General features: G+C 27.4%; 8 protein-coding genes. All 8 read left to right on the top strand.

Going from position 1 to position 11,440, the window contains the following annotated elements:
* Window positions 1-191 (top strand): zinc ribbon domain-containing protein (locus tag GBZ86_RS08255; protein ID WP_152889544.1); only part of this gene is annotated, 191 nt, incomplete at its 5' end.
* A gap of 160 nt (window positions 192-351) precedes the next feature.
* The gene (locus GBZ86_RS08250; RefSeq protein WP_152889542.1) at window positions 352-1,365 is read left to right on the top strand and encodes an alpha-hydroxy-acid oxidizing protein; all 1,014 of its coding nucleotides are present in this window, start codon (window positions 352-354) and stop codon (window positions 1,363-1,365) included.
* Window positions 1,366-1,541: 176 nt separating this feature from the next.
* Window positions 1,542-3,641 carry a sodium-translocating pyrophosphatase gene (locus tag GBZ86_RS08245; protein WP_152889540.1) on the top strand — a complete coding sequence of 700 codons (2,100 nt, stop codon included), beginning with the start codon at window positions 1,542-1,544 and terminating at the stop codon, window positions 3,639-3,641.
* Window positions 3,642-3,819: 178 nt separating this feature from the next.
* Window positions 3,820-4,278, top strand: coding sequence for a hydrogenase maturation protease (locus GBZ86_RS08240; RefSeq protein WP_170272190.1), 459 nt, complete (start codon window positions 3,820-3,822; stop codon window positions 4,276-4,278).
* A 56-nt stretch (window positions 4,279-4,334) separates the two neighbouring features.
* Complete coding sequence (gene hypE / locus GBZ86_RS08235) at window positions 4,335-5,303, top strand: hydrogenase expression/formation protein HypE (protein WP_152889537.1); 969 nt, start codon at window positions 4,335-4,337, stop codon at window positions 5,301-5,303.
* An 89-nt stretch (window positions 5,304-5,392) separates the two neighbouring features.
* Window positions 5,393-8,188 carry an alpha-L-fucosidase gene (locus GBZ86_RS08230; protein WP_152889535.1) on the top strand — a complete coding sequence of 932 codons (2,796 nt, stop codon included), beginning with the start codon at window positions 5,393-5,395 and terminating at the stop codon, window positions 8,186-8,188.
* A gap of 188 nt (window positions 8,189-8,376) precedes the next feature.
* On the top strand, window positions 8,377-8,790 hold the full coding sequence (locus GBZ86_RS08225) for a hypothetical protein (RefSeq protein ID WP_152889533.1): 414 nt from the start codon (window positions 8,377-8,379) through the stop codon (window positions 8,788-8,790).
* 206 nt (window positions 8,791-8,996) lie between these two features.
* On the top strand, window positions 8,997-11,429 hold the full coding sequence (recQ, locus tag GBZ86_RS08220; RefSeq protein WP_152889531.1) for a DNA helicase RecQ: 2,433 nt from the start codon (window positions 8,997-8,999) through the stop codon (window positions 11,427-11,429).
* The last annotated feature ends 11 nt before the right edge of the window (window positions 11,430-11,440 follow it).

Genomic DNA, 11,440 nt, shown 5'->3' with positions numbered 1-11,440 from the left:
GGAATGGAATTGAATTAAGGGTTGTAGATAGATTCTATCCTAGCAGTAAACTATGTCATGAATGTGGATGTATTAAGAAAGATTTAAAACTTTCTCATAGGGTTTATGTTTGTGATTGTGGTTACAAGGAAGATAGAGATTTAAATGCAAGTTTCAATTTAAGAGATGCTAAAATCTACAAGATAGCATAATCAAGTTATTGTAGATATGTACCGTGGTTAGACGGGAATTTAAGCCTTTGGAGTGCTATATCAAATGTTAGTAGTTCTACGGAATGAGGACAGGTACGGTGAAGAAGGAAAAATCTCGATATGGGTATATTTGTCCATATTTTGAGTAGCAGGAGAACTTATGGATGAAAAAATAAGAAAAATTGCTAGAGAGAGATACAATGGGAGCTGTAAAGTGTGTAGAGTATGTAATGGGATTGCTTGTGCTGGAGAGGTACCAGGAATTGGAGGTAAAGGAACAGGTGAAGCATTCATAAGAAATGTACAAGCTTTAAATGAAATAAAGTTAAATATGAGAGTAATTCATAATGCTAAAAACCCAGATACTTCCGTGGAATTGTTTGGAAAAAAAATGAAATTGCCTTTGTTTGCTGCTCCAATAACTTCAACTAAGCTTAATATGGGAGGATTAGTATCGGAAGAAGAATATATTACATCTGTTATTGAAGGGTGTTTAAATTCAGGTATTTTTCCAATGGTAGGAGATACAGCTTTAGATGAATGCTTACTTACTAATTTACAAATATTAAAAAAACATGAAGGAAAAGGAATAGTATTTATAAAACCAAGGAAAAATCCTATTATAATTGAAAAAATGAAAAAATCTCAAGATGCAGGTGTTTATGCTATTGGTGTTGATATAGATGGTGCAGGACTTTTAACTATGGCCTTACATGGTAAGGATGTAGAACCTAAAACCATAAAAGAATTAAAAGAATTAAAAGAATTTTCAAAGGTTCCATTCATATTAAAAGGAATAATGACTCCGGAAGATGCTGAATTTGCAGTAGAAGCAGGATTGGATGCTATAGTTGTATCAAATCACGGAGGAAGAGTTTTAGATCAAACTCCAGGGAGTTGTGAAGTATTGCCTAAAATATCTAAAAAAGTTAAAGGTAAAATTAAAATTTTAGTTGATGGTGGTATAAGAAGTGGTGTAGATATACTTAAATGTTTAGCTTTAGGTGCTGATGGTGTGCTTATAGGAAGACCTTTTGTAACTGCAGCTTTTGGAAATGGAATTAAAGGAGTAGAAGAGTATGTAGAATTATTATATAATGAATTAAAGTCAGCTATGATTTTAACAGGATGTAATTCTATTGAAGATATTAATGAAAAAGTTATTTATAAATAATTAGTGTTAAAAGTCATTATAAAATTAAAGATTTTATAATGATTTTTTTATTTTTAATTACATATATGTTTTTTAAAAATCATAGTAATTATAGTGTGTAAACCTTTAAGGGAGGTGTTTTGGTAAAATTAATAAATTTCATAAAAATATTCTTTATATTGAGAGGAGAATTTTATATGAATCTTATTGTATTTGTGCCAATTGGTGCAACTATAGCGCTTTTATTTGCTGCTTTTTTAGCCTTAAATGTTTTAAAGACAGATGAAGGTAGCTTAGAGATGAAAAAAATTGCAAATAATATTAGAAAAGGGGCTAATGCATATTTAATAAGACAATATAAAGGAGTATCTATATTTTTTATAGGAATGTTTATAATTTTATTTGCATTAAGTCAATTGGGGTTTTTATCTATTTTTGTTCCTTTTGCATTTATTACAGGAGGACTATTTTCAGGATTAAGTGGATTTTTAGGAATGAAAATGGCTACTAATTCAAATGCTCGTACAGCTAATGCAGCAAAAAAAAGTTTGAATGGAGGTTTAAGGATAGCTTTTTCTAGTGGTGCTGTTATGGGATTGGTTGTTGTTGGACTTGGGCTTTTAGATTTAAGTGTGTGGTATTACATACTAGATTGGTATTATAGGGCCTTACCAGAAGCTGAAAAAATAGCTCAAATAACTTCTGCTATGTTGACTTTTGGAATGGGGGCTTCTTCTATGGCACTATTTGCTAGAGTTGGCGGTGGAATTTTTACAAAAGCTGCTGATGTTGGAGCTGATTTAGTAGGTAAAGTAGAAATAGGAATACCAGAAGATGATCCAAGGAATCCAGCTGTTATAGCTGATAATGTAGGAGATAATGTAGGAGATGTTGCAGGATTAGGAGCTGATCTTTATGAATCATATGTTGGTTCTATAGTTTCATCTTGTGCCTTAGCAGTTGCAGCAGGATTAGGTATGGAAGGTGTTACTATACCTCTTGTTGTAGCAACTGTAGGTGTATTAGCATCTATAATAGGAACTTTTTTGGTTAGAGCAAAAGAGGATGCTACTCAAAAGGTATTACTTGGAGCATTAAGAAAGGGAGTATATACAGCGGCTATTATTATTGCTATAGTATCTTATTTTATAGTTAATTATGTTTTAGGAAAAGGACATATAGGTATATATTTTAGTATATTATCAGGACTTATAGCAGGTATTTTAATTGGATATTTTACAGAATATTTTACTAGTGATAATTATAAGCCTACAAGAGAATTAGCAGAAAGTACAAAGACAGGATCAGCAACTACTATTATAAGTGGTATGTCTTTAGGAATGCTTTCAACAGCGGTTCCTGTAATAATAGTATCTATATCATTAATTTTAAGTTTTATAATTTCAGGAGGATATAGCAATTTTAATTTAGGACTATATGGAATAGGTATATCAGCAGTAGGAATGCTATCCACTTTAGGTATAACTTTAGCAACAGATGCTTATGGACCAGTAGCTGATAATGCTGGGGGAATAGCAGAAATGGCCAATGAAGATCCAGAAGTTAGAAAAAGGACAGATGCTTTAGATGCTTTAGGCAATACCACAGCAGCAACAGGTAAAGGATTTGCTATAGGTTCTGCCGCATTAACAGCTTTAGCATTTATAGCAGCATATAAGGATTCAGTTGAAAATATAGTTAAAACTAAAGGTATTGACTTTACTTTCAATCTATCAATTTTAAATCCTCAAGTATTAATAGGATTATTTATAGGTGGTATGATAACATTCGTATTTGCCGCATTAACTATATCTTCTGTTGGAAAAGCTGCAGCTAAAATAGTTGTAGAGGTACGTAGACAATTTAAAGAAATTCCAGGATTAATAGATGGAACTAAAGAACCAGACTATGCTTCTTGTGTTGACATATGTACAAAATATTCTCAAAAAGAATTAATACCTATAGCTTTAATAGCTATTATTACTCCAATATTAGTTGGATTGCTTTTAGGACCTAATGGTATTGCAGGATTACTCGCGGGTGCTACTGTGGTAGGATTTGTTCTTGCTATTATGATGGCTAATTCAGGTGGAGCGTGGGATAATGCAAAAAAATATATTGAAGCTGGAAACTTAGGAGGAAAAGGGTCAGAGGCTCATAAAGCTGCAGTTGTTGGTGATACAGTAGGAGATCCATTTAAGGATACAACAGGACCTTCTTTAGATATATTAATAAAGCTAATGTCTATGGTTTCAATAGTTTTTGCATCATTTATACTAGCTTTTGCTATATTATAAAAATTTTATATTTGATAATATAGTTTAAGTAGATCCTCTCAATTATTTGAGGGGATTATTTGTTATGAATATAAAATAAAAATATTTAAAGGTTTGTAATATTCCATAATAAGAATAAAAAATAGTGAATATATTTAATTGAGAACTTTTATTTTAAATTGGGATGGAGGCTTTAATAATGATTAAAGTTTTTGGAATGGGAGATTTTTCACTTGGAGATGATAGTATAGGGGCAAGAACTATAGAATACTTAAAAGATGAAATAGAAAATTTATCTCAAACTGTAAAGGTTATAATAGGCTCAAGAGAAGAAAAAAATTATTTTGAAGAAATAAATAAAGATGATTTTATAATTATTGTGGATAGTGGTAGCTTTGGAAAGAAAATTGGAGGGATAACTAATATAAGCTTAGTACAATGTGATAATTTAATAAATGGAAATTATAATTTAGAAAAAGAGAGTTTTATAAATGTATTAAGAAAAGATTATAGACATATTAAAGGAGTGTTAATAGCTATAGAAGTAATGAATATTCAAAAGCAAGCTCATTTATCAATAGAAATACAAAAATGTTTTGATAAAATTTGCAAGAGAGTTCTTGATATTATAAAATACTTAGTTAAAATTAGTTCATAAATTTATAGAAGAATTTCTTGAAAATTATAATTTATAATATGGGAGGAATTTATTAAATGAAAAGAGCTTTTGGCTATGGAAAAGTTCATGATGAAATGAGTAAAGTAATAAAAAATTTATTTTTAAAGTATTTCAAAAATTTTTTTATGGTACAAGATTTTCATCAATGTTTAATAGATGAATTTAAAGAATATTATGTAATAACTAATAATATTTTTGAAGGAAGACCTACTTTTTTTTTAGGTGGAAATGTTGGGAAATTAAGTATTTGTAATACAATAAATAATTTAGCAGTTAAAGGGTCAAAACCCATATATATAATATGTACATTAGTTTTAAATGAAAATATATCTATAGGAAAATTAGAAGAAATAATTAAATCTATGGGTGAAGTAGTAATAGAAAATAATATAAAAATAATTCTAGCAGATGTACACATTTTAAATAAAAGAGAGGAAGATACTATTTTTATAAACACAACAGGCATTGGAATTATTTATAATAAATTCTATTGTGAAAATAAATTTAATATAAAATGTGGAGATAAGGTTATTTTAAGTGGAAGTATAGGAGAACATGAAATAAGTATATTATCTAATAAAGAATATTTAGATGAAAAGAAAAAAATAAAAAGTGATTGCACTTCATTATATACTCTTATAAGAGATATTATTTCTTTAAGTGATAAAGTTAAAATAATAGAAAATCCTACAAGTGGAATAGTTAATTCTTTGAAAAAAATTTGTGAAATATATAATAAAAGTATAATAATAAGAGAAGAGCAAATTCCTATAAAAGAAGGAGTTAAAAATATTTGTGACATATTAGGAATAGAAGTACTAAATACATCAAATGAAGGTAAAATATTATTAATAGTAGATAATAGCCATTGCAATAAAATATTAAAAAAATTAAAGGAATCACAGTTAGGACAAGAGGCTAAGATAATAGGTGAAGTAGTAGAAGATAATAGAAGCAATTTATACTTAGGTACTATATTAGGAGGAGTAAAAATTTACAAATAATTGTTACAAAAAAAGGAAAAAAGCTTTTTTTGTAGTATTAAAATATATAAACAAATAATTAAAAATTGGTTATCTAAGGGGGAAAAATTATGAAAGCAAAAGCTATTAGTAAATTATTAATTGCTACTATGTCTATAGGCTTTTTCACCAATAGCACTAAAAGTTTAGTATTAGCACATACAAATGAAGAAGAAAACTTAAAATCTGTTACAGAACCTTTTGGTGCTACGCCAACTAAGGATCAAGTGGATTATCAAAGGGAAGAACTTACTGCATTTATTCACTTTGGAATTAATACTTTTACGGGAAGAGAGTGGGGAGATGGTAGCGAAAATCCTGAAATTTTTAATCCAACTGAATTAGATGCTGAACAATGGGTTAAAACATTAGCAGATGCTGGCTTTCAAAGAGTTATTTTAACAGCAAAACATCATGATGGGTTTAATTTATGGGATACGGAATATAGTGAACATGATGTTGCTAGTAGCCCTTGGAAGGATGGTAAAGGTGATGTAGTTAGAGAGGTATCTGAAGCTTGCAAAAAATATGGAGTTAAATTTGGTGTTTATTTATCACCATGGGATCAAAATTCAGAGCATTATGGAGAAGGTAATGGTGGAGATTATAATGAATTTTATATGAATCAGCTTAGAGAATTATTAACTAACTATGGAACTATAGCTGAAGTTTGGATGGATGGAGCTAAAGGTTCAAATGTTCAGCAAGAATATAAGTTTGATGAATGGTTTGCTTTAATTAAAGAGTTACAACCAGAATGTGAAATATTTAGTCCACAAGGGCCAGATATAAGGTGGATAGGAAATGAAAATGGATATGCTGGAGAACCTTGTTGGTCAACTATAGATGTAGAAAAAATGAAACAGCAGGAAATTCCAAGTTATTTAAATACTGGTGAAGAAGGTGGACCCGACTGGATAGTTGGAGAATCAGATGTTTCTATAAGACCTGGTTGGTTTTATCATGATAATCAAGATAATGATGTTAAGTCATTAGAAAAATTAATGGATATATATTTTAAATCAGTAGGAAGAAATTCAGTATTATTACTAAATTTACCACCAGATAAAAGAGGAAAGCTTCATGAAAACGATGTTAAGAGGATGGAGGAATTTGGTCAAGCTATAAGAGAAACTTTTGATGAGGATTTAGCACTTAATAAAAATATTACTACAGATAGTACAGTGAATGATTTAGAACAGTTTGATGGAAATAAAATGGTAGATAATGATTATGATACTTATTGGGCACCAAATAATGGAGCTACTACAGGTAGTTTTGAAATAGATTTAGGAGAAGAAAAAGAATTTGATGTTATAAATATTCAGGAATATATTCCACTAGGTCAAAGAGTTGCAGAATTTAATGTGGAAATAGAGAAAGATGGAGAATGGAAGGAAGTATTTAAGGGGAAAACTATAGGACATAAAAGACTTGTAAGAATAGCACCAACAAAAGCACAAAAGATAAGAATAAATATTGATAGAGCCTTAGCTACACCTTTAATAAATAATGTAGGAGTATATAAACAACCTACTAATATAGAATTGCCAGCAGGGCCACCAGATGGATTAGATTTTTTAAATGATGACAATAAAGGAACTGATTTAGGGCAATTTAATTTTAGTAATGGATGGAATTATGAGACTGTTAATGCAGATAATGATTTCGGAGGAGATGCCCATTGGACTTCACAGGTTGGTGCAACAGTAAAAATAAAGTTTAAAGGAACTAAATTCTTCTTAACGGGAACTAAAGATCCATCACATGGTATTATGGAAGTTTCCATAGATGGTAAGGAAGCTACTGATGTAGACTTATATAGTAATAAAAGAACTTCTAAGCAAATAGTTTTTGAAAGTGAAGATTTAACAGATGAAGAACATGAGATAACAATTAAATGTTCTGGTAGAAAAAATCCAAGCGCAAGAGGTGTTGCGGCACATTTAGATGGTGCTTTTGTATTAGATAATGGAGGAAAAGGTATGCTTGATATTGAAAATGTTGAGTATACTGTTAATGAGAATGTTGGAAATGCTAAATTTAAGATTGTAAGAAAAGGTGGAACTACTGGAAGAGTTGAGGTTAATTATGAAAGTTTACCAGGAACAGCTTTAAATGCTGAAGATTATCAAACTTGGTCTGGAACATTAGCTTTCAATGAAGGTGAGAAAGAAAAGGAAGTAAATATTACAATAATAGATGATAAAAAAATAGAAGAAACAGAATATTTTCATTTAAAATTAAGTGATGCTTTAGGTGGGGCTATATTAGGATTTAATCCACAAGCAAAGATAAATATAGAAGATGATGAACTTATAAAAGTTGAAACTAGTAATAAAGGAACTGGTATTCATCAATTCAATTTTAGTAATGGATGGAATGATGAAGAGGGTGCATCTTGGACTAATGAAAAGGGGGCATCATTTACTATAAATTTTGAAGGAAGTAAAATTTCTTTAGTAGGAGCTAAAGATCCTAATCATGGAATATATCAGATTGCTATAGATGGAGGAGAATTTGTAGATATAGATCCATATTCTGAGAATAGACAACCTAATCAAATTATATTTGAAAGTGAAAAATTAGATTATGGAAATCATACTTTAACATTTAAAGTAAAAGGAGAAAATCCTCATGGTGGTAGAACAGATGCTCAAATTAATTATGCTTTAGTAGATAGAAGTGATGATGAAACTTCAACAAAACCATCAGCAGATATTAATAAAGATGGGAAAATAGATATTGGAGATTTAGCTTTAGTTTCTAAATATTTTGGTGAAAATAAACCAGAATATGATTTAAACAAAGATGGAATAATTGATGAGTATGAATTAAACTTTATTACTGAAGAAATTATGAAATAATATGAAAAAGATAGCTTTGATAGAATATAAATCAAGGCTATCTTTTTAGAATATTTAAATAAAACAGAGAATATTTAATGTTATTTATATTTTTAAACATATTACGGAATTAATGATTTAATTTAAATATTAATTATATGCTATAATACTTACAATAATAAAAGTAATACTATTTGGAGGAACACATTATGTTTTTAAAAGAGTTGAATATTGAACAAAGTACAGCATTTTTAAGTTTATTATCTATTTTTGCTAAAGTAGATAATGTTTTAGAAAAAACGGAAGAGCAGTTAATTAATAGTGTATTTCATAAATTAGATTTATCAAAGGAAGAATTTAAACCTCTTACATATACAGAAGCTATTGAAGCAATAAAAAAATCTTCACAAAGAATTATAAATATAGTTTATTTTGAACTAATTGATGCTGCATTAGTAGATGAAAATTATCAAATACAAGAAGTACATTTCATTGAAAAATTAAGTAATGATTTAAATATTTCAAGAGCAAAGAGATTAGAAATTGCTAATTATTTTTATAATATTGATAAAAAATTAGGTGAAGAAGAGTTAAAAAAAGAAGTAGAAAAAATATTAAACTAAATTACATAATTTTGAAAAAAGAGTTATTATACTAAAAATAAGTCTATGTTAAGATTTATTTAAATAATACTCTTTTTATTTTTACATCTTAAGAGAATTTTAATATAATTTTATCAGATTTTAAATGAATTACATTTGTATAGTTTGTTTGTAAAAGGTAACAATTTAATATAAATTTAATTTTAAAAGGGAGTATTAATTTAAGTATGTTAGATAAAGCACAAAGTATTTTACAGAAATATTATGGATATAAAAATTTTAGAAAAGGACAAAAGGATATAATAGATAACATATTGTTACAAAAAGATGTATTAGCAATTATGCCAACAGGTGGTGGAAAATCTATATGTTATCAAGTACCAGCCTTAATATTAGATGGATTAACTATAGTTATATCTCCTTTAATATCTTTAATGAAAGACCAAGTGGATTCTATAAAGGGCATGGGTATTGAATGTGCATATATAAATAGTTCATTAAGCGTAACTGAATTTAATAATGTTATGAGTGGAATAATTAATAACAACTATAAAATTATATATGTTACTCCAGAAAGATTAGAATCCTATGAATTTGTAAATTCAATAAGTAGAATAAAAGTATCTCAAATAGCTATTGATGAAGCACATTGTGTATCACAATGGGGGCATGATTTTAGAACAAGTTATAGAAATATAAAAAAATTTATAGAATCATTATATGATAGACCTATAGTAACAGCATTTACAGCTACAGCTTCAAAAGATGTAAGAAAAGATATAATAGATCTTTTAGGATTAGAATCACCAGAAATTTTTATAACAGGATTTAATAGAGAAAATTTAACTATAAATATAATAAAAAATACTAATAAAAAGGAGTATTTATTTAAATATATAGAAAATAATAAAGATATTTCTGGAATAATATATGCTGCTACAAGAAAAGATGTTGATAAAATACATGAAGATTTAAATAAAAAAGGATATTTAGTAGGAAAATATCATGCTGGACTTTCAGATAATGAAAGAAAAAATAATCAAGAAAATTTTACATATGATAGAGTTAATATAATGGTTGCAACAAATGCTTTTGGAATGGGAATAGATAAGCCTAATATTAGATATGTAATTCATTATAATATGCCACAAAATATTGAGGGATATTATCAAGAAGTTGGTAGGGCAGGTAGAGATGGAGAAGAAAGCGAATGTATTTTATTGTTTGCTCCAGGAGATATACAAACTCAAAAATATTTAATAGAAGTTAGTCATGAAAATATATATAGAAAAAATAATCAATATAAAAAACTTCAACAGATGGTAGATTTAATATATTGCAATGATTGTTATAGAAAATATATATTAAATTACTTTGGAGAATCTTTATTAGACAATTGCAATAAATGTAGTAATTGTCTTAGTAATGGAGAAATAGTTGATAAAACTTTAGATGCTCAAAAAGTATTATCATGTATATATAGAATAAAAAGAAATTATGGGTCTACTATGATTATAGATATTCTTAGAGGTTCTAAAAATAAAAAAATTATACAATCTAAATTTAATGAATTAACTACTTATGGAATAATGAAAGATTATTCTAATGAAAAATTAAAAGAGTTTATAAATACATTAATTTCTCATAGTTATGTTGATTTACTAGAAGGAACTTATCCAGTAATAGCATTAAATGATAAATCATTTAAAGTTCTTAAAGGTGAAGAATTAGTATTATTTAAAGATGAAAAGGTAGAGAAAAAAATAGTAACAGAAAATGAATTATTCTTTATTTTAAAAGGACTAAGAAGAGAAATTTCTATAGAAGAACAAATACCACCATATATGATATTTGGGGATGGAACTTTAATGGAAATGAGTATTAAATATCCTTTAGATAAGGAAAGTATGCTTTCAATATTGGGAGTAGTTCCTTTAAAATATGATAAATTTGGAGAAAGATTTATAAATATAATAAATAAATATGTAAAAGAAAATAATATAGATATAAATTCAAATAAAATTATTGAAGTATTAGAAGAGGATGGCAGTTTCAAAGTAATTAGTGATGAATTTTTATTAAAAGAATTAATAAAAATTAGAATAGATTTTGCTAAAAAAGAAAAATGTTTACCTCAAATGATTATGTCTAAGAACACATTAAAAGAAATGAGTGGAAGATATCCTTTAACTGAAGAACATCTTAAGGATATTGGGGGCTTAGGCCCAAAAAAAATTCAAAAGTATGGTAATGCCATAATTGAAACTATAACGCAATATGTAAAACATAACAATATAAATGTTATTTGGCATGATAAAAAGAGAAAGAAGTTAATTATTGATAATGAATTTAGATCAAATAAAGAAATAGCCCTAGATATGATTAAAAATAATGAAACATTGAAGCATATATCAGAAGAATTAGAAATTTCTATATCAACTATTTTAGGATATATAACTGAATATATTTTACAAGGAGAAAATATAGATTTGAATTTTGATTTGAATGAATTTTATACAAAAAATGAAGAAAGCATAATAATGAATATTTGTGAAAAAGTAGGTTATGAGAAAATAAGTAATATAAAAAAAGAATCACCAGATTTTATTAAATATGAATCTATAAGAGCTGTAATATTAAAAAATTATATATTAATTTAATATTATTATAC

The organism is Clostridium tarantellae, from assembly GCF_009295725.1.
Classification (GTDB): Bacteria; Bacillota; Clostridia; order Clostridiales; family Clostridiaceae; genus Sarcina; species Sarcina tarantellae.
Note: the sequence above shows the minus strand (reverse complement) of the source record. Positions and strands in the feature narration are given on the sequence as shown.

Coding starts and splice junctions, on each gene's coding strand:
- GBZ86_RS08250 (WP_152889542.1), top strand. CDS start 352: ATGGATGAAAAAATAAGAAAAATTGCTAGAGAGAGATACAATGGGAGC.
- GBZ86_RS08245 (WP_152889540.1), top strand. CDS start 1,542: ATGAATCTTATTGTATTTGTGCCAATTGGTGCAACTATAGCGCTTTTA.
- GBZ86_RS08240 (WP_170272190.1), top strand. CDS start 3,820: ATGATTAAAGTTTTTGGAATGGGAGATTTTTCACTTGGAGATGATAGT.
- hypE (WP_152889537.1), top strand. CDS start 4,335: ATGAAAAGAGCTTTTGGCTATGGAAAAGTTCATGATGAAATGAGTAAA.
- GBZ86_RS08230 (WP_152889535.1), top strand. CDS start 5,393: ATGAAAGCAAAAGCTATTAGTAAATTATTAATTGCTACTATGTCTATA.
- GBZ86_RS08225 (WP_152889533.1), top strand. CDS start 8,377: ATGTTTTTAAAAGAGTTGAATATTGAACAAAGTACAGCATTTTTAAGT.
- recQ (WP_152889531.1), top strand. CDS start 8,997: ATGTTAGATAAAGCACAAAGTATTTTACAGAAATATTATGGATATAAA.